Consider the following 18,249-nt stretch of genomic DNA (forward strand, 5'->3'; position numbering starts at 1 on the left):
TCTCAGCGTGTGCGCTCTTTGATGAGTTTGTCATACAGATCTGGCTGGATTTTCTTGAGCTGGTCGAGAGCATCCATCGCCGCGCGCAAAGCGTTCGATTTTTCAGCGGCTTTAATTACTTCAATTTTTTCCACAGCGTTGGCCAAGTCGCTGACGGTGGCCAGGTTTGGCGTCTCTTTCCTTGCCAGTGCGAGAACAATGTCGTTCAGCCAGCCAATCTGGGTGCCGTAGCTCGCGACGCCCGAGACAACACGGTTTTCGATATTGGCATCCCCGGCAAAGTTGAAAGTCAGCGCAGGCGAAAACCATAGCGAATTTATCCGCTGCATAACGTCGCCTGTGAAAGGTGCTGTGAAAAACCACAGCGGATCGTATGAGGCAATCATGAATCCCCCTTGGTGATGGCTCAGTGCATGCAACTAGCATAGCACCTTGACTAAGTGGCAAATACGCGCTTTGTCACCATCAGGCTGATTGCAGTGCCGGGATACGACGTTTTAAGCGTGCTCAGAAGTCGCGGCAAGACGCTCGGTAATCTCGGCAGCCGTCTCGATTGCGGCCTGCTGCTGGGCGCCGACCAGTTCCGTGAAGGCACGTTGCTGGATGGCCGCAGCATTCTCTGCAAGTGCGACCATGCACGCCTGGGAAGCTTCGGTCCAGGCCTTGGTTGCGTGCTCTTGGACGATACGCGCGGAGCTCAACCATAGCTCATTACTGCTGTGTTGGAAGACGCGTTGGTGTATCGAAAACAACTGGTCCCAAATGCTATGGCCAACGGCGGACGTCGTTGGGCGCGAAAGTGCCGCAAAATTCGGAAAATAGGGGATCATGGAAGTTCCTTCGGCTATCGGGGGGGGATTGTGCGGTGCATCAGACCAGTATAGAAGGGCCTGCGATTAAGTGGCGTTCTGTACGGTTGAGGATATTCCAACCAGGGTCTCGCCATACTTCTATGCGTGAAGGCATTTTGAACGGCGAGAGCTTGATCTGGATTAGAACGCGCGGAAGCAGGTCTGGCAATAATCGGTTCTTTGCCTGGAACCGTGATGCGATGCGCGATACTCGGATTTGTCGGCGGTGCGGCGTGGTTGCAGACGCAAGCTACGCTGCCGCTGCACGCGCAGACAGCCATGTTGGCCGTGACTGCAGCCTTTCTGGGTATGCCTGCGGTGCTTCGCCTGCCGGGGCGTCTGGCCGTGGCGCTGCGCTGCGATGGAATGCGCCGGTTCCAGTCTGCATCGCGGCCGCTGTTCGGATTGCTGGCCGGCTTCGTCTTGGGCTTCTACTGGGCCGCCGTGTTGGCGCAAGCGGCGCTGACGCTGGAGCTGGCCAAGGCAGATGAGGGCCGCGACGTCACGCTCATCGGCACCATCGCCAACCTGCCCAACCGCTTCGAAGGCGGCGTGCGTTTCAATTTCGCGGTGGAACAAGTCGAACGCGGCGCGGTGCGCGTGCCGCCGCTGGTCGCTTTGTCCTGGTATGCGGGCTATCGCGGCGAGACCGTGCCGGTAGGCGACGTCCAGCCGGGCGAACGCTGGCGGCTTACGGTGCGCTTGCAGCGGCCGCACGGCAACGCCAACCCCTATGGCTTCGATTACGAACTGTGGCTGCTGGAGCAGGGCGTGCGCGCCACCGGCTATGTGCGCCAGGATGGCGGCAACCGGCGCCTGGCTTCTTTCGTCGCCAGCTTTGGCAACGTGGTCGAACACTGCCGCGCCGTGCTGCGGGAGCGCATTCTGCGCGCGCTCAAGGGCAAGGAATATGCGGGCGTGATAGTCGCATTGGTGGTGGGGGACCAGCGCGGCATTCCGCAGTCCGACTGGCAGGTGTTCAACCGCACGGGCATCAGCCACTTGATCAGCATCTCCGGTTTGCACATTACGATGATCGCCGGCCTGTTCGCGCTGGCCGCGTCGGCCTTGTGGCGGCGCTCCTTCTTCACGCGCGCGCAGTTACCGCTGCTGCTGCCCGCGCAGAAAGTGGCGGCGCTGGCAGGCATATTGGCGGCGCTGGTGTATGTGCTGCTGGCGGGTTTCGGGGTGCCCGCTCAGCGCACGCTGTACATGCTGGCGGTGGTGGCCGTGGCGCTGTGGACGGACCGGCTGGCGAGCGTGACGCATGTGCTGTGCCTCGCGGCCGGCGTGGTGGTGCTGCTGGATCCGTGGGCGGTGATGTGGCCGGGTTTCTGGCTCTCGTTCGGCGCCGTCGCCACCATCCTTTACGCGACGGTGGGCCGCACCGAGGTGCACCATGGCAGCGGCGTGGCGGTGCTGGCGGCCGGCGCCGCAGGCAATGGCGCGCTGCCGCTGCTGCAGCCGCGCCGCGCGCCGCTGTCAAGGCGCGAGCGCTGGATGGCGGATTTGAAGATGGCCGCGCGCGTGCAGTACGCCGTCACCGTCGGCCTGGTGCCGCTGACCATGCTGCTGTTCGCGCAGGTATCCGTGGCAAGTCCGGTGGCGAACGCGGTGGCCATTCCCGTGGTCAGCCTGCTGGTCACGCCGCTGGCGTTGGCGGGCGCGGTACTGCCGGATTTGCTGGCCGCGCCGCTGCTGAACCTTGCGCACGGAACCGTGTGGCTGCTGGCGCAAGCACTGCAATGGATGAGCGCCAGCCGCTTCGCGGTATGGGCCGCGCCCACGCCGCCGGCCTGGCTGTTCTGCTGGGCGCTGTTCGGCACGGCCTGGATGCTGGCGCCGCGCGGCTGGCCGCTGCGCTGGCTGGGACTCGTCACCTGGCTGCCCTTGCTGGCTGCAACGCCCAGCCATCCGCCGGACGGCGCATTCCGCGTGACCGCCTTCGACGTGGGGCAGGGCATGGCGCTGCTGGTGGAGACCGGCGGGCATCGCCTGCTGTACGACACCGGCCCCGCCTACGCGCCGGATTCCAATGGCGGCAACCGGGTGATCCTGCCTTATCTGCGGGCGCGCGGCATCGCCGCACTGGATGCGATGGTGGTGAGCCATGCGGATGCCGACCATTCCGGCGGCGCCCTGGCGATACTGGAAAATATCCGCGTCTCCTGGGCCAGCACCTCGCTGCCGCCGGCGCACGCCATCGTCCGCGCTGCGCCCCGGCACAAGCGCTGCGAGGCCGGGCAGGGCTGGACCTGGGACGGTGTGCGTTTCGAGATGCTGCATCCTTCCGCCGAAAGCTATGGCCATAAGGGACTGAAACCGAATGCCCGCAGCTGCGTGCTGAAGGTGAGCGCGGGCGGCAAGGCCATGCTGCTGGCGGGCGACATCGAGGCGGCGCAGGAGGCCGAGCTGCTGTTCCGCACGCCGGCCAGCCTGCCTGCCGATGTGCTGCTCGCCCCGCACCACGGCAGCGGCACGTCGTCAATACCGCCATTCCTGGCTGCTGTGCGGCCCGGGGTTGCGATATTCCAGGTAGGCTACCGCAACCGCTATCACCATCCCCAGCCCGCAGTCTTTGAGCGCTACCGCAGCCTCGGCATTGACCGCCTGCGCACAGACGAAACCGGCGCGCTAACGCTGGAGTTCAACGGCCAGCTCAGCGTGGAGCGCTACCGCGAAGCCAACCCGCGCTACTGGCGCCGGCCTTAGCGTTGAAAATCCAGCAACTGTCCGCATCTGGATACCCCATCCAACAAGCGAGCACAGCCATGATCTTTCCCCGCCATCCCAAGCCGGTTGTTCCCGCCAAGGCCGTCGCCACGCAGGTTGTGCAACAGAAGCAGGACGGCAAGATTATGGACAAGCACGTCCTCATCATTCCGGCTCCCACGCCGGTCGCGCCGCCCGTGCCGCCCTTGCCGCCGGCCAAGGAGTAAAACCCAGGCGCTATATTAATTCAATTAAAATGCGGGAAATTATAATTTCTGCTAGGGAATTATAATTTAATATTTTCTACTTTTGCCGAGGCCAATCTCCCATAAATATCAAAAATTAATCCTTGCCCGTCCGCAGCTAACATGTCATTATTATTTGAATAATATACAGGGTCAGCCGGATTGAATGGGAAGATTGCATATGAATAGCGATACTGCCGAACTTGAACAGAGTCTGTTGGAAACTGACTTTCCAAACGATATGCCGAGAAAAGGCATGCAGGATATCGTGACGGACGAATCGTCGTTTGGAATACGCCTGGTCGACACGCCGGAAGGACGGAATAAAGCCAGTATGCTGATACATAAAATGTACGCATGGCGGGGTTTGGCCGGCGCACATGAAATAACCAGCGACCCTAACCGCGTCACCTTAATGGCCCATAGCCAGGGCGACGCCGTTGGAACTTTAACGCTGGGACTGGATTCACCGTCCGGCATATTGGCAGACCAGCTGTTCAAGCCGGAAATCGATGTTTTCCGCGCCCAGGGCAAGCGGGTGTGCGAAATCACCAAGCTGGCATTCGACATGGGCTCGTCCTCGAAAAGCTATCTGGCGGCCCTGTTCCACCTGTCGGTGATCTACGCCCGCGACATCCACAGCTGCGACTACATCTTCATCGAGATCAGCCCCCGCCACCGCGGTTTTTTTAACCACAGCCTCGGCTTCGAGCAGCTGGGCGAGGAAAAGATCAACCCCCGCGTCAATGTGCGCGGCATCCTGATGCATGTGGCGCTCAGCTATATGACCGAGCAAACCCAGCGGTTCGGCGGCAAGGGCGCGGAAGCGGCCGGAGAGCGTTCCTTCTTTCCCCTGTTCTATTCGCCGCGCGAGGAGCAAGGCATCATCAACCGTCTCCGGCAGCGGAATTGAGCGCCGTGCCTGACACCGCCGCCGCTTTTTCCTACGAGCGCGCTTTCTCGCGCAATATCGGCTGGATCACGCCGGCCGAGCAGGCGGCGCTGCGCGGCAAGCGGGTTGCCATTGCGGGCGCCGGGGGCGTGGGCGGCTATCACTTGCTGGCGCTGGCCAGGCTGGGGATAGGCGCCTTCCACATCGCGGACTTCGACACGTTCGACATCGCCAACTTCAACCGGCAGGCGGGCGCTTTCGTGTCCACCCTGGGCCAGCCCAAGGTGGACGTGGCGGCGCGCATGGCGCTCGACATCAACCCGGAGATGGACCTGCGGATCTTCCCCGAAGGCGTGAACCCCGGCAATCTGGAGCAGTTTCTGGACGGAGTGGACCTGTACGTGGACGGGCTGGATTTCTTCGCCTTTGACGCCCGCGCGCAAACCTACGCAATGTGCCAGCAGCGCGGCATACCGGCTACCATGGCCGCGCCGCTGGGCATGGGCGTTGCCAGCTTGAATTTTATGCCGGGCAAGATGAGCTTCGAGGAATATTTCCGCTGGGGTAATCTGTCCGAGCCGGAAAAGGCTTTGCGCTTCCTGATAGGCCTGGCGCCGGCCGGCTTGCACCGGCCGTATCTGGTGGAGCCGTCCGCCGTCAATCTGGCCGAGCGGCGCGGGCCGTCCACGGTGATGGCCTGCCAGCTGTGCGCCGGCGTGGCCGGAACGCAGGCCTTGAAGATCTTGCTGGGGCGGGGCAGGGTGCTTGCGGCTCCACACGCTACGCAATACGACGCCTTCCTGGATAAATACGTCCACACCTGGCGCCCCGGCGGCAACCGCCACCCCCTGCAGTGGCTGGCGATCCAGATCGGCCGCCATTTTTACACCAAGAGCTTGCGGCAACAATGAAGAATCCGTCCGTCATCGAGCAAATACTGGATCTGGCGCGCTGGGCTCCCAGCGGCGACAACGTGCAGTCGCACCGTTTCCAGATCGCCGGCCCGCAGCATCTGGTCATCCACGCCCGGGACACCCGCGCGGACTGTGTTTACGACCTGGACGGCCACGCCAGCCAGATCGCCTTCGGCGCCTTGCTGGAAACTATCGCCATTGCGGCGACGGTGCACGGCCTGCGCATACGCGTGGTAAGGCGTGAGCGCCCGCCATCCGAGGATGCCTACCTGATATTCGACGTGTATTTTGAGCCGGAGCCCGGCCTGGCCGCCGACCCGCTGGCCGCACACATCACCACGCGCGCGGTGCAGCGGCGCGCCATGAAGACGCGCCCGCTTACCGGGCAGGAAAAGGCTGTGCTGGAGGCGTCCGTGGGGCCGGGGTATGCGGTGCGCTGGCTGGAAACCGGCAGCGAAAAGATGCAGGCGGCGCAGCTGATGTACCGCAATGCAAGACTGCGCCTGACCATGCCGGAGGCCTACGAAGTGCACAAGCGCATCATCCATTGGGGTGTGGCACGCAGTCCGGACCGGGTTCCTGACCAGGCCCTGGGCGCCGACCCGCTGACCCTGCGGCTGATGAAATGGGCGATGGCAAGCTGGGGCCGGCTGTCGACCGTGAATGCCTTGCTGGGAACCTGGGCGCCGCGCGTGCAAATGGATTTTGTGCCCAGCCTGATGTGTGCCGCGCATTTCGTGCTGCAGGCCAGGCAGGAGCCGCGCACCATAGACGACTTCGTCGCTGCGGGCCGTGCCTTGCAGCGCTTCTGGCTGAGCCTGACTGCGCTGGGCCTGTTCATGCAGCCGGAAATGACGCCGCTGATCTTCGCCCGCTATGTAAAAGAAGGACGCCGTTTCAGCCAGCTGGACCAGTTGCAGCGCCAGGCCGAGGCGCTGCGGCTGCGCTCCGAGCCCATGATTGCCGGCGACGGCCGCCATCCGGTATTCATGGGCCGCCTGGGCGAAGGCCCGGCGCCGTTTGCGCGCGCCGAACGCAAGCCCTTGTCGGAATTAATGATGGACTAGCAGGCAAAGTACACCCGATTATTTCCTCCCATCGGCGCCGCCCGGCGCCGATTCTCACACATTCTCTCTATCTGGTAATCCGCGCCTAATAATCGGCGTGATTTTCCGCGTATATTGCCGCTCTTTACAACCTGCTGTAAATAATATTATGTGATGGCGAGTGTATTTTAAATTTCCATTAGGAATTTAACTTTTCGATAATAAAACATATAACACTTCATGTTTTACATGTAAATAGAAGCTAGTGTCGGTAAACCTTACAATTAATATTTTATTAAAACTTGTAAACATATGATAGTTATTCTAAGTCGTTGTTAACGATGTATTTATTTTCTCTGGCACGGGGTTTGCTAGGGTGGCTGCGTGATCATATTTTCTAACTTGGTCATATTTGATGTCCATGAAAGTCACTTACCCCTCTGGAGAATAAAAATGACGAAAATTACTAAACGGCTGCGCAGTCTCGCAGTGCAGGCCATGGTGCTGGCCGGTGCGCTCAGTGCAGCCGAGGCGGGCGCCGTCTCGCTGTTCACTGTCAACCCCAATTTCGGCGGCGGGGTGCTATCGACCGCCGGCGCGCCGTTCCAGGCGACCGCCATCAATGGCTTCTCGTCGAACCGGATCGCCTATACCGGCAGCGGCAGCACCTACACCTCGGACGGCTACGCCTTCTTCAACGGCTTTGCTCTGAACAATACCGGCGTGTCTACCGGCCTCAGCCGTGTCAACCTGGACTACGGCCTTTACGCTGTGTTTCACCAGACGTTAGACTGCAGCGGCCCCCTGGCCCCTGGCGTGAGCTGCGGGGCGTCGAATATGTCGTTCGAGCTGTATGCCGATCCTGGTAACGACAACGTCTATACCGCCGCTTCGCTGGCCGGCAATCCGACCGTGGACCAGGCGGGCAGCGTGGACATACTGCTGGCGTCCTCCAACGTGGTGCACAGCGGCCTTGGCGGCCTGGACGCCCTGGGTGGCGCATACCAGAATCTGAACATCGGCTGGACTCTGACCGCCGCCGGCTCCGAGTACTTCTCATGGCCGTTCCCGTTCTACGACGCCGCCTTCACGGCCTTCAACAATACCTCGCAAGGCCTGAGCTGCGATACGCCGAACTGCGTAGGCGCGACTGTAGTGGCAATTGCTTCCGAAGCGGGCATCCTGGACTTCAACGCACGCGCCGTGCCTGAACCGGGCGCCCTGGCGCTTGCCGGCATCGGCCTGCTGGGCATGGTGGCTGCCCGCCGCCGTCGGCAGCCGGCTGCCTGATAACAGGCCGTAAGCTGCAAACACGGGCGGTTCCCTGCCGGGGTCGCCCGTGTCCCCCCAGCAGGAATGAATTAGAGCAAGCGTTCTATTTTTTTGCCGCAGGTCTCCTTACAATGGCCCCAAGGAGACACTACAAAAATGAACAAACCCAAGCTGCACTTTTCCCACGCCAACAGTTATCCGGCCGGCACTTACCGCCGCCTGTTCGAGCTGCTGGGCCAGCACTACGATATTTCCGCGCTGGACATGCATGCCCACAATCCGGCTTATCCGGTGGGCACCGGCTGGCCGCAACTGGTGCAGGAACTGGTGGACGAGCTGGAAAGCCGCTACACCGAGCCCGTGATCCTGCTGGGCCACTCGCTGGGCGGCATGCTGAGCGTGATGGTGTCCGCCATGCGGCCGGACCTGGTGCGCTGCGTGGTGATGCTGGATTCTCCCGTGGTGGCGGGCTGGCGCGCCATGTTGCTGCGGGTGACGCGCAACTGGTCGGTGGCCAACAAATTTTCTCCGGCGCGCTTCTCCGAGAAGCGCCGCAATGTATGGCCGGACGCGGAAGCCGCGCACCAGCACTTCGCCTCGAAAGAGATTTTCGCTGCCTGGGCGCCCGGCGTGCTGGAAGACTATATCGCCGCCGGCCTGAAGCCGCATCCGGACGGCGTGCAGCTGCGCTTCACGCGCGAGAATGAAACGGCGGTCTACCGCAGCCTGCCGCACCATATCGGCGGCCTGGTGCGGCGCGGCGTGAAGGTGCCGGCCGGCTTTATCGGCGGCAGCGAGTCGGTGGAAAACCGCCAGGCCGGCCTGGACGCCACCCGCCGCCTGGTCGGCGGCAATTTCCGCATCATCCCCGGCGGCCATTTGTTCCCCATGGAATCGCCCGAACTGACGGCCCAGGTGACGCACGAGATGATCTCGCAACTGCTGGCGCAGCAGGGGGCGGTGCGCAGCCAGCGGTCCCGCCAGCGGGCTTGAGCTTGCAAATTTGTTCTTGAAAGCAGGCCTTTCGCGTAAAATCCCGGGTGAAATGGCGTTGGCGCAAGCTGGCGCCTCCCTGCAATCTTGAGAAATGGTTTTTGCGATGGCAATTAAGAGCGACAAATGGATACGCCGCATGGCGGAACAGCACGGCATGATCGAGCCTTTCGAGCCGGGCCAGGTGCGGGCTGAAAACGGCCGCAAAGTGATCTCCTACGGCACTTCGTCTTACGGCTACGACATCCGCTGCGCCGACGAATTCAAGGTCTTCACCAACATCAACAGCACCATCGTCGATCCGAAGAACTTCGATTCCAACTCCTTCGTCGACATCAAGAGCGACGTCTGCATCATTCCGCCGAATTCCTTCGCGCTGGCCCGCACCATCGAGTACTTCCGCATTCCGCGCAATGTGCTGACGGTCTGCCTGGGCAAGTCGACCTATGCGCGCTGCGGCATCATCGTCAACGTCACCCCGTTCGAACCGGAGTGGGAAGGCTATGTGACGCTGGAGTTTTCCAACACCACGCCGCTGCCGGCCAAGATCTACGCCGGCGAAGGCTGCGCGCAGGTGCTGTTCTTCGAAAGCGACGAAGTGTGCGAAGTGTCGTACAAGGACCGCAACGGCAAATACCAGGGCCAGTCCGGGGTCACGCTGCCGAAGGCTTGATTTTCCTCAAGCCTGTTTCGGAAGGGAGAGGCTCTGCTGCGCGCAAGGTGTCAGAATTGCAAAGATTCGCTGACCCTGTCGACTGGAGAGTTCCATGCATAAGCGTACCTTCCTCATCACTTCCGCTGCGGCGCTGGCCTTTGCCGGCGCCGTGCTGCCGGGCTGCACCACCACCACCACTTCCGGCAAGGCCGATTCCGGCGCCGTGCGCACCGAAATCGACAATGGCGTCGATAGCACCCTGAACCGCCTCTATGCGGAGGTGAAGGGCTCGCGCGAGCTGGTGGCCAAATCCAATGCTGTCCTGGTGTTCCCGCGCGTGCTGGCGGCCGGCCTGGTGGTGGGCGGCGAGTACGGCAAGGGCGCTTTGCGCGTGAAGAACGAGCATGGCGGTTACTACAGCATGGCCTCGGCCTCGGTGGGCTTGCAGGCGGGCGCGCAGTCCAAGGCCGTGGTGCTGCTGTTCATGACGCAGGAAGCGTTCAGCAAATTCGGCCAGAGCAAGGGCTGGACGGCGGGCGTGGACGCGTCGGTGGCTATCATCAAGGTGGGCGTGAACGGCGAAGTCGACACGGCTACCGCCAACAGCCCGGTGCAGGCGCTGGTGCTGACCAACGCGGGCCTGATGGCCAACCTCACGCTGGAAGGCACCAAGATCTCGCGCCTGGAACTGTGAGCGCCGTCTTTACCTGGCTTTACACTTCGCAGGGTTGAGTCGCCGGAATTGGCACCGTTACCATCTTTATCAATGATAAAGATGGAGGTGTAGCATGGTGACGGCAATCAGTAGCAGCGGCGTAAGTTCGGCCAGTGCGTCCGGCAGCGGCGGTTTGAGCACGGTGGCGACGCTGCAAAAGCAGCTGGTGGCGCTGCAAAAGCAGCTGACCGAGGCGCAGAAGGACACCAGCGAGACTGGCCAGAAACAGGCGGAGCAGATCTCGCAGCAGGTTCAGGCCTTGCAGGCGCAGATCGCCGAGCTGCAGGCGCAGGAGGCGCAGAAGGCGGCGCAGGCCAGCCAGGCGGCGCAGGCGGAGACGGCGCAGCCATCGCAGCAGGCGAGCGCGCCGCGCTCGTCCAGTTCCACCGTCGGCAGCATTATCGATACGACTGCTTAGACCTTGCTCCGTTCCCCGTGGTCGTGCTGCGCAATCGGCAGCGCGACTTCCACGCACAAGCCGCCTTCCTCGCGGTTGCGGGCGGCGATGCTGCCGCCGTGCCCTTGCACCACTTGCTGCGCAATCGCCAGTCCCAGGCCGTGGCCTTCCACGTCCTTGAGCGTGCCGCTGCTGCGGAAAAACGGTTCGAAGATGGCTTGCAGGTCGGCCTGCGCCACGCCCGGGCCGTGATCGAGCACGCGTATCAGCAGGCGGTCCGTCGCTTCGTCCGTGTCCAGCTCCACGCGCACCGTGCCGCTGGCGGGACTGTGCTTGATGGCGTTGCGCACGATGTTTTCTATCGCGCGCGCCAGCAGGTCCGCCTGGCCGTTCACGGCCACGTCGGCGCTGCCGCGCAGCTCGATGGCCCTGTCGTGCGAGGCGGCCTCGAATTCGGCGTCGGCCACGATTTCGTCCAGCAGTTCGGCCATGCTGATGGCTTCCCCGGTGGCGGTGATGGGACCGGTTTCCAGGCGGGCCAGGGTGAGCAGCTCGCCCACCAGTTTGTCCATGCGCACGCTCTCGCGCTCAATGCGTTCCATGGTGGCGTGGGCCTTGTCCGGCTGCTGGTGTGCCAGGCCGATGGCCGCCTGCAGGCGCGCCAGCGGCGAGCGCAGTTCGTGCGATACGTCGTGCAGCAACCGGGTCTGGGCGTCCATCAGGCTGCGCAGGCGGGCCGTCATGCGGTCGAAGTCGCGTCCCAGGTCGCTCAGTTCGTCGCCGCGCTTGCCGGCGGCGTGGGCAAAGCGGGGCGCCAGGTCGCCTTGCGAGGCCGCTTCAAAGGCCTGCCGCAGCGAGCGGATAGGGCGCGCGAAGTACCAGGCCAGCAGGGCGGCGAACAGCAGGCTGGCCAGCACGGCGGCGGCGATGGGGATGAAAGGCGTCATGGGCTGGAAGCGCTGCGGCGGGCCCTGGGGGCCGCCGTTGGGGCCAGCGCCGGGACCGAAACCGGGGCCAGAGCCTGGGCCAAAGCCGGGGCCTGCCCCGGAACCGGGTCTTGGGCCGCCGGGGCCGGCCGCCTGCGCGCCGCCGGGGGGCTCGCCGCGGCCGGTCGGGCCTGGGGCCGCGCCAGCCAGGGCGCCGCCGCTGGATGGGCCGAATGCCGGGTTGGGGCCGCGCCAGTCGTTCGGACCGCGCCAGTCATTCTGATTGCGCCAATAGCCGGGATTGCGCCCTTCAAAAGGCACGCTGGCCATGCCGGCCAGGCTGCCGAGCAGCGGCGCGCCGCCCAGGCGTTCGCCCAGATGCTCGCGCGACGGCAGGAACAGCGTGTAGCGGTGGCCGTCCGCCGCCCGCACTTCGCGCACCACGCGCTGCGAGCCGTCCTGTTTCAGCAGGCGCCGCGCCTCCAGTATCATGCCCGGCTTGACGATGCGTCCGAGCAGCTCGCGCCCTTGCTCGCTGACCGCATACACGCGGTGCCGGTTCATATTCTCGAGCAGGCTTTGCAGCGCGCTCACGCCGCCGAATTCCAGCGTGGCGGCGGCCGACTCGATCGCGTCCTCGGCGCGCGGGCCGGTGTCGATATCCTGCTGCCGTGGCGGCGCGTTGTCGCGGTTCTTGAGCCAGATGGCGCCGCCTATGCCTACCGCCGCCACCAGCTGCGCCAGCAGTATGGAGAAGAAGAACTTCCAGAACAGACGGCCCACGGCTACTCCTTGATCAGCTGGTAGCCCAGGCGGTAGACGGTCTGCAGGCAGGAGCGGCCGTCGGCGATGGTGCCGAGCTTGTGGCGCAAGCTGCTCAGGTGCACGTCGATATTGCGGTCAAAGCGCGCCATTGGCCGGCCCAGGCCCTGCTCGGACAGCACGTTCTTGCTGACCGGCTTGCCGGCGTGGCGCGCCAGCACTTCCAGCAAATTGAATTCGGTGCTGGTCAGCTCCAGCGGCGCGCCGGCCCAGCTGGCGCGCCGCTGCTCGGGCCACATGGTGAGCTGGCCCACGGCCAGCGGCTGGGTGCCGCTGGCGTCCATCGGTGTGCCCAGCGTGCGGCGCAGGATGGCGCGGATGCGGGCGGTCAGTTCGCGCGGTGTGCAGGGCTTGGCCACGTAGTCGTCCGCACCCAGCTCCAGGCCCACGATGCGGTCGGTGTCGTCGCCGCGCGCGGTGAGCATCAGGATGGGCATGCGGCTGTGGCTGCGGATGCGGCGCAGCGTCTCCAGTCCGTTCATGCGCGGCATCATCACATCCAGCACGGCAATGGCGTACAGGCCGGACAGGGCGGCGGCCGCGCCGGCCTCGCCGTCGTGGGCGGTGCTGACCTCGAAGCCTTCCTGCTCGAGGTATTCGCGGAACATGCCCACCAGTTCGATGTCGTCGTCTATTAACAGTACCTTGCTCATTGCCGCGTGTTTCGTGGTTGTCGATTTACCCATCATAACAAACTCGATGCCGGCCGAAGCGTGCTTTTACCCCGATTTACACCCGCCGTCTTTACACCGATTTACGTTGTCCTAACTGCACTTTACATAGGCCGGCGGGACAATGGCTGCTCCTTACGAATCATCTGGAGCAGACATGAAAACCAAGAAAATCCACCTGCAACATCTTCTGCTGGCCGCCGCGCTGGCATTGCCGCTGGCGTCGCATGCGGCCAACGGCCTGTCCAGCGGCGACGAGGGCTTCGACGCGCCGCCTCCCGGCCCGCGCGCGGAAGGCGGTCCGGGCATGCCGCCCGGTGGCCCAGGCCCTGGCCCTGGTCGAGGCCCCGGCCCCGGCCCTCGAATGGGAGGACATGGCGGTCCACACTTTATGCACGGGCTGGACCTGAGCGAAGCGCAGCAGGACAAGGTGTTCACCATTCTGCACACGCAGGAGCCGCATGTCCGCGAGCAGTCCAGGGCGCTGCGCAAGGCGCAGGAGGCGCTGGACGCGCTGGGCAAGGCGGAGAAATTCGACGACGCCAAGGCCGTGTCGCTGGCGCAGGCCGCCGCGCAGGCCATGTCCAACCTGGAATTGCAGCGCGTCCGCACCGAACAGAAGCTGCTGGGCGTGTTGACGCCAGAGCAGCGCAAGCAGATGGATCAGCACAAGCCGCCGCGCCAGGGTTTCCCGGGCCGCGAAAAACCATAAATCGAGCAAGGAGAAAACGCATGACCATCAGTTCCCTGACTTCCAGCACTGCAGCCAGCCAGTTGAGCTATGTGAGCAAATTGGGTTCCGCCAGCGCCAGTGGTGAAAGCGGCCAGGTGGGCAATGGCCCGCCGCCGCCCCGGTCCGGCGGCGGCTTCATCGACGCCATTGCCAGCGTGCTGGAGTCGCTCGGCTTGTCGGAAGGCGATAGCGCCACGGCCGACAGCAGCAGCCCGGACGCCAGCAGCACCGGCAGCGGCAACGCAGCGCAAGCGCTGGGCGGCTTCCTGCATGAGCTGATGGGCGCCTTGCACGAGCAGGGCGCGTCGTCCTCGGAATCGTCGTCCTCGTCCGGCGACGGGCAGGCGTATGGGCCGCCGGGCGGCGCTGGCGGTCCTCGCGGCCCTGGTGGTCCCGGCAAGTTGGAGGCGGATCTGCAAAGCCTGATCGCCAAACTGGGCTCGTCCAGCGAGAGCGCCGGCAGCGAAGGTACGGAGGACAGCGCGGAGGATAGCGGCAGCGCGCTGCAGTCCTCGTTCCAGGGCCTGCTCGAAGCGCTCGGCAGCGACACGTCCAATAGCGGCAGCAAGCTGGCCAGCTTCCTGCAGGCGCTGTCGGACAAGCTGCCCAATGCGGGCACCAGCGGCAATCTGATCAACACCTCGGTATAAAGGAAGTTCAATGCAAACGCACGATCACGATCACGGCCTTGCTGCGGATCTGGACAAGATGATGCAAATGGCCGCTGGCCGCCGCCAGTCCCTGCGCTGGCTGATGGCCAGTGCGGCGGCCTTGCCCATTCTCGGCTGCGGCGGCTCCGGCGGCACGGACTCCACGGCCAGCAGCAGCACCAGCTCCGGCAACACCGGCACGAGCACGGGCAGCACCGGCAGTACCGGCAGTACCGGCAGCACCGGCAGCACCGGCGCCTGCAGCGTTATTCCCGAGGAAACCGGCGGCCCGTATCCGGCGGACGGCACCAACAGCACCAGCGCCGGCATCGCCAATGTACTGAACCAGAGCGGCGTGGTGCGCAGCGACATCCGCAGCAGCTTCGCCGGCATGAGCGGCACGGCGGCCGGGGTGCCGCTCACCATCAAGCTGAAGATCATCAACGCCAACGCCAGTTGCGGCACGGCGGGCGGCATGGCGGTGTATCTGTGGCATTGCGACCGTTCGGGCAACTACTCGCTGTATTCCAGCGGCGTAACCAACCAGAACTACCTGCGCGGCGTGCAGGAGGCCAACAGCAGCGGAGAGGTGACGTTCACCACCATCTTCCCCGGGTGCTACGACGGCCGCATGCCCCATGTGCACTTCGAGGTCTATCCCACGCTGGCCAAGAGCACGAGCGCGTCCAACCGCATCAAGACCTCGCAGTTCACCTTCCCCATGGGCACGCTCGCCGAGGTGTACGCGAACAGCGGCTACAGCGCCAGTGTGAGCAACCTGGCGCGCATCAGCTACGCCACCGACAACGTGTTCAGCGACGGATATTCCCTGCAACTGGCCACCATGACCGGCAACGCCACCGACGGCTACGTCGCGACGCTGACGCTGGCCGTGCTCGGCTAACCTCCCTCCGCGCGAAGTCCGCTTCGCGCAATTCCCCATCCCGGCGGCCGCCGCGAAGCCATCTTCGGCAACGCGGCGGCCGTTCCGTCTCAAGCGCGCAGGCACGCCGCTTGCAATGGCAGGTGTACACACGCCTGACCGGAGCTTCGCATGAACCGCCTGCTCGACTATCTGCCTGAACTGGACATTGCATTCCCCTCCGCAGCTGCCGCGCCGGCGGTGCCGTCGCAGGAGACCGACGCCGAAATGGCCTATGGCGCCGAACTGCTGGAGGCCGGCGGCGGCACCGGCGCCGGACTGGCGCCCTTCCTGGCCGGCCTGGTGGCGCGCTCCGGCGCGGCCGGGCGCGCCGCGCTGCGCATGCCGCTGGGCCGAGCGCTGATGTCGGCGCTGCTGCAGGCGGCAACGGCGGTCATGCCCTTCAGCAGCAAGGCGGCGCAGCAGCGGGGCGCCGCCATCTTCGGCCTGGAGCTGGAAGGACTCAGCCCCGAGGACAAGGAATTCGCGCTGGCGCGCCACTTCATCCGCCTGGCGCGCGAACTGATCAACAGCACGCTGGCGTCCGGCCCGCTCGGGCCGGACGTGGACAGGGCGGACGCCGAAAGCAGGGTGCAGGCGGCGCTGGCGCAGGCGGCGCGCAGGCACGCGCCGGGTCTGCTGCACAGCGCGGCACAGCAGGAGCCGGCAAGGGGACGCTGGCAGCGCAGCGGCAAGCGCATCGTGGTCCTCAATTGTTAACCACCATCGGGAGCTAATCATGCATGACATCGATCGTACCACCCTGGAATTCGGCCAGGAGATGGGCTATGAAGGCGAGCAGTACGAGTTCGGCCAGGGCGAATGGAGCGGCGAGGGGGGCTTGCTGTCCGAAGCGGACGAGATGGAACTGGCCAACGAACTGCTGTCCGTCACCAACGAGGCCGAGCTGGAACAGTTCCTCGGCAACTTCCTGAAGAAAGCCGCCTCGGTGGCCGGTTCCGTAATCAAGTCGCCCATAGGCCAGGCCGTCGGCGGCGTGCTCAAAGGCGTGGCCAAGAAGGCGCTGCCGCTGGCGGGCGGCGCCATCGGCGGCTACTTCGGCGGTCCGCTGGGCGCCAAGATCGGCAGCGGCCTGGCTTCGGCGGCGGGCGGCGCGCTGGGGCTGGAGGCAGAGGGCGAAATGATGGGCGAGGACCGCGAGTTCGAAGGCGCCAAGACCTTCGTGCGGCTGGCGGCGGACACGGTGAACCGGGCCGCCCAGGCGCGCGGCGGCGATCCGCGCGCGGTGGCGCAGGCTGCGGCCACGGCGGCGGCGCGCCAGCACGCGCCCGGCCTGCTGGCCAAGCCGGGCGCGCAGCAGGGCTGTGGCCCGCAGGGCGGCTTTGGCGGCGGGCAGCGCATGGCCGGCAACCGTGGCGGCCTGGGGAACGGGGGCGGCCTCGGGGGCGGCATGGCAGGCGGAAACGGCGGCGCGGGCGCGTCCGGCCGCTGGGCGCGCCAGGGCCGCAAGATCATCCTTTACGGCGCCTGAGTGCCATGGCCATCAGCTCCTACGCCCGGTGGATGCTGGCGCAAGAGGCGCGCTCGCTGCTCACGCGCCTGCGGCGCGTGCGTCCCTTCGTGCTGATCGAACCCATGGTACCGGCGGCGGCCTTGCTGCCGTCGGCGCAGACGGCGATCGAGACGCACCTGGCGCAAGGGCGGCGCGGGCTGCATGGCATGGTGATGGCATTCCTCGCCTGGCTGCAAGGTCCGGCCTCGCGCCACGCCACGGCGGAGGAAGCGCAGCGCCGCTTCACCTTCCTGAGGCTGAAGTTCAACGCCGCGCTGACCCAGTTCGATCTGTTCAACGACGTCATCACCCAGCGCAGCGAGAACAAGAACGGCGTGTGGCTGTCCGGGCTGGACGTGGTGTCGGCCGACGCGCTGGCGCTGCCGGGCCGCTACTACCGCGCGCCGCCGGTGATCTGCTATCTGGACCGTGGACCGGGCGCGGCCATCCGCCGCGCGCGCACCCGGCTGCCAGGGGGCGGCGACAACCCGGTGGCCATCGTGCGTGTGCCGCGCGAACGCATGGTCGGCAGCAGCATCGCCTCGTCGCTGATCCACGAAGTGGGGCACCAGGGCGCGGCGATGCTGGACCTGGTGAATTCGCTGCGTCCGGTGCTGCAGTCCATGCAGGGCGGCGGCGGCAGCGAAGGCACGCCGGCCCATGTGTGGCGGCTGTGGGAGCGCTGGATCTCCGAAGTGGTGGCCGACCTGTGGTCGCTGGCGCGCGTTGGCGTGGTGGCCACCATGGGACTGATAGGCGTGGTCAGCCTGCCGCGCGTGTTCGTGTTCCGGGTGAACCCGGAGGACCCGCATCCGGCGCCGTGGATCAGGGTAAAGCTCAGCTGCGCGCTGGGCGAGCAGCTGTTTCCCCATCCGCAGTGGCGGCGGGTGGCGGCGCTGTGGGAATCGTTCTATCCGCTGACCGGCTTGCCGCTCGACCAGCGCCGCCTGCTGCTGCAGCTGGAGGACAGCCTGCCGGCCTTCGCGGCGCTGCTGGCGCGGCACCGGCCGGCGCTGCTGCGCGGGCGCACATTGCCGGACGTGATGGCGGTGCGCGCGCGCCAGCCGCGCCGCCTGGCCAGCCTGTTCCGCCAGTGGAGCCGGGCGCCGCAGCGGATGTACGACGCCGCCCCGTCGCTGGCCTTTGCCGTGCTGGGCCAGGCCCGCGCCGACGGCCGCCTCAGTCCGGAGGACGAGAGCGTGCTGCTGGGCAGGCTGCTGACCCACTGGGCCTTGCGCAGCACGCTGGATCTGAACGCGCTGTGCGGCGGCGCGGTCCAGCTGCCGCGCCCCGAATACCGTAGCACCATCCTTTAAGGAG

At 65.1% G+C, this 18,249-nt stretch carries 20 protein-coding genes; 16 read left to right on the forward strand and 4 right to left on the reverse strand.

Features of this window, described 5'->3' with window-relative positions:
- Positions 1 to 2 precede the first annotated feature (2 nt).
- Positions 3 to 386 (reverse strand): hypothetical protein, encoded by a 384-nt coding sequence (locus AC07S4_RS02415; RefSeq protein WP_494985069.1) that lies wholly within the window; start codon positions 384 to 386, stop codon positions 3 to 5.
- Positions 387 to 497: 111 nt separating this feature from the next.
- Complete coding sequence (locus AC07S4_RS02420; protein ID WP_494985070.1) at positions 498 to 830, reverse strand: hypothetical protein; 333 nt, start codon at positions 828 to 830, stop codon at positions 498 to 500.
- A gap of 216 nt (positions 831 to 1,046) precedes the next feature.
- On the opposite strand from AC07S4_RS02420, the gene AC07S4_RS02425 reads away from it, so the two are divergent.
- The 10 genes from AC07S4_RS02425 to AC07S4_RS02470 all read left to right on the forward strand — a co-directional run bounded on the left by AC07S4_RS02425 (position 1,047) and on the right by AC07S4_RS02470 (position 10,713).
- Positions 1,047 to 3,563: a DNA internalization-related competence protein ComEC/Rec2 gene (locus tag AC07S4_RS02425; RefSeq protein ID WP_494985071.1), complete on the forward strand. Its 2,517-nt coding sequence runs from the start codon at positions 1,047 to 1,049 to the stop codon at positions 3,561 to 3,563.
- A 59-nt stretch (positions 3,564 to 3,622) separates the two neighbouring features.
- Complete coding sequence (locus tag AC07S4_RS02430; protein WP_494985072.1) at positions 3,623 to 3,790, forward strand: hypothetical protein; 168 nt, start codon at positions 3,623 to 3,625, stop codon at positions 3,788 to 3,790.
- Positions 3,791 to 3,989: 199 nt separating this feature from the next.
- Positions 3,990 to 4,721 (forward strand): N-acyl amino acid synthase FeeM domain-containing protein, encoded by a 732-nt coding sequence (locus AC07S4_RS02435; protein WP_494985073.1) that lies wholly within the window; start codon positions 3,990 to 3,992, stop codon positions 4,719 to 4,721.
- A gap of 5 nt (positions 4,722 to 4,726) precedes the next feature.
- Positions 4,727 to 5,611 (forward strand): ThiF family adenylyltransferase, encoded by an 885-nt coding sequence (locus AC07S4_RS02440; protein WP_494985074.1) that lies wholly within the window; start codon positions 4,727 to 4,729, stop codon positions 5,609 to 5,611.
- The gene (locus AC07S4_RS02445) at positions 5,608 to 6,681 is read left to right on the forward strand and encodes a nitroreductase family protein (protein ID WP_494985075.1); all 1,074 of its coding nucleotides are present in this window, start codon (positions 5,608 to 5,610) and stop codon (positions 6,679 to 6,681) included. Before AC07S4_RS02440 ends, AC07S4_RS02445 begins: the two co-directional genes overlap by 4 nt.
- A 432-nt stretch (positions 6,682 to 7,113) precedes the next feature.
- On the forward strand, positions 7,114 to 7,950 hold the full coding sequence (gene pepA / locus AC07S4_RS02450) for a flocculation-associated PEP-CTERM protein PepA (RefSeq protein ID WP_494985076.1): 837 nt from the start codon (positions 7,114 to 7,116) through the stop codon (positions 7,948 to 7,950).
- Positions 7,951 to 8,088: 138 nt separating this feature from the next.
- A complete protein-coding gene (locus AC07S4_RS02455; protein WP_494985077.1) occupies positions 8,089 to 8,925 on the forward strand; it encodes an alpha/beta fold hydrolase in 837 nt (278 codons plus the stop codon).
- A gap of 106 nt (positions 8,926 to 9,031) precedes the next feature.
- Positions 9,032 to 9,598, forward strand: a complete 567-nt coding sequence (dcd, locus tag AC07S4_RS02460; protein ID WP_494985078.1) for a dCTP deaminase — start codon at positions 9,032 to 9,034, stop codon at positions 9,596 to 9,598.
- Between the two features lie 94 nt (positions 9,599 to 9,692).
- Positions 9,693 to 10,274: a BPSL1445 family SYLF domain-containing lipoprotein gene (locus tag AC07S4_RS02465; RefSeq protein WP_494985079.1), complete on the forward strand. Its 582-nt coding sequence runs from the start codon at positions 9,693 to 9,695 to the stop codon at positions 10,272 to 10,274.
- Between the two features lie 94 nt (positions 10,275 to 10,368).
- Positions 10,369 to 10,713, forward strand: coding sequence for a FlxA-like family protein (locus AC07S4_RS02470; RefSeq protein WP_494985080.1), 345 nt, complete (start codon positions 10,369 to 10,371; stop codon positions 10,711 to 10,713).
- Here AC07S4_RS02470 and AC07S4_RS02475 read toward each other — a convergent pair.
- Complete coding sequence (locus AC07S4_RS02475) at positions 10,710 to 12,401, reverse strand: HAMP domain-containing sensor histidine kinase (protein ID WP_494985081.1); 1,692 nt, start codon at positions 12,399 to 12,401, stop codon at positions 10,710 to 10,712. The genes AC07S4_RS02470 and AC07S4_RS02475 overlap by 4 nt on opposite strands.
- A 2-nt stretch (positions 12,402 to 12,403) precedes the next feature.
- Positions 12,404 to 13,093, reverse strand: coding sequence for a response regulator (locus tag AC07S4_RS02480; RefSeq protein ID WP_494985082.1), 690 nt, complete (start codon positions 13,091 to 13,093; stop codon positions 12,404 to 12,406).
- A gap of 175 nt (positions 13,094 to 13,268) precedes the next feature.
- On the opposite strand from AC07S4_RS02480, the gene AC07S4_RS02485 reads away from it, so the two are divergent.
- The 6 genes from AC07S4_RS02485 (at position 13,269) to AC07S4_RS02510 (ending at position 18,245) form a co-directional block, all read left to right on the forward strand.
- Positions 13,269 to 13,823 (forward strand): Spy/CpxP family protein refolding chaperone, encoded by a 555-nt coding sequence (locus tag AC07S4_RS02485; RefSeq protein ID WP_494985083.1) that lies wholly within the window; start codon positions 13,269 to 13,271, stop codon positions 13,821 to 13,823.
- A gap of 20 nt (positions 13,824 to 13,843) precedes the next feature.
- Positions 13,844 to 14,494 (forward strand): hypothetical protein, encoded by a 651-nt coding sequence (locus AC07S4_RS02490; RefSeq protein WP_494985084.1) that lies wholly within the window; start codon positions 13,844 to 13,846, stop codon positions 14,492 to 14,494.
- Between the two features lie 10 nt (positions 14,495 to 14,504).
- Complete coding sequence (locus AC07S4_RS02495; protein WP_494985085.1) at positions 14,505 to 15,398, forward strand: peptidase associated/transthyretin-like domain-containing protein; 894 nt, start codon at positions 14,505 to 14,507, stop codon at positions 15,396 to 15,398.
- A 150-nt stretch (positions 15,399 to 15,548) separates the two neighbouring features.
- On the forward strand, positions 15,549 to 16,136 hold the full coding sequence (locus AC07S4_RS02500; RefSeq protein ID WP_494985086.1) for a hypothetical protein: 588 nt from the start codon (positions 15,549 to 15,551) through the stop codon (positions 16,134 to 16,136).
- A gap of 19 nt (positions 16,137 to 16,155) precedes the next feature.
- Positions 16,156 to 16,908, forward strand: coding sequence for a hypothetical protein (locus AC07S4_RS02505; RefSeq protein WP_494985087.1), 753 nt, complete (start codon positions 16,156 to 16,158; stop codon positions 16,906 to 16,908).
- Between the two features lie 5 nt (positions 16,909 to 16,913).
- On the forward strand, positions 16,914 to 18,245 hold the full coding sequence (locus AC07S4_RS02510) for a hypothetical protein (RefSeq protein WP_494985088.1): 1,332 nt from the start codon (positions 16,914 to 16,916) through the stop codon (positions 18,243 to 18,245).
- Positions 18,246 to 18,249 lie beyond the last annotated feature (4 nt).

The sequence above is a fragment of the Pseudoduganella sp. GW821-FHT05F09 genome (assembly GCF_059419605.1).